Annotated in this window: 1 protein-coding gene; it reads left to right on the top strand. The window is 46.0% G+C overall.

Annotation, left to right across the window (positions count from 1 at the left end; genetic code table 11):
* Nucleotides 1–283: DUF3375 family protein (locus tag AB4585_RS28235; RefSeq protein ID WP_372172078.1), on the top strand; the 283-nt coding region annotated here is incomplete at its 5' end.
* Nucleotides 284–413: the final 130 nt, after the last annotated feature.

The following is a 413-nucleotide window of genomic DNA, read 5'->3' as shown; positions in this document are numbered from 1 at the left end:
TCTTCACACCAATCGACGCTCAATCCCATATCAAGAACTGGTCACTTTGTTTGATTATCATCTGACGGATTTGAGCGAAATCTATGGCAGTGATAAATACCCCAAATCTGCGCAGGCTTATCTTGAAGACTGGATCAACATCAAAGGGGGCTATTTACGTAAGTACTTACCCATGCAGGGCGATAGCATTGAATGCGATCTATTGCCTGATGTGGAGAAGGCGCTGCGCTGGATAGAGGAGATGCAAGGCAGTGGCTTTGTGGGCACAGAATCTCTGTCTTAAGTTATTAATGGGCCTGATTTCGGATTTGGTGCATGGCACGTTTGAGGACAAGCAGAGTAAATTGCAGACTCTCAAACAGCGTAAGGCTGAATTAGAGCAAGAAATTCAGGCGGTTGAGTTGGGGATGGAC

This window comes from Vibrio sp. 10N.222.49.C9 (assembly GCF_041474985.1).
Lineage (GTDB): Bacteria > Pseudomonadota > Gammaproteobacteria > Enterobacterales > Vibrionaceae > Vibrio > Vibrio crassostreae_C.
This window is presented reverse-complemented; position numbering and strand designations above follow the sequence as displayed.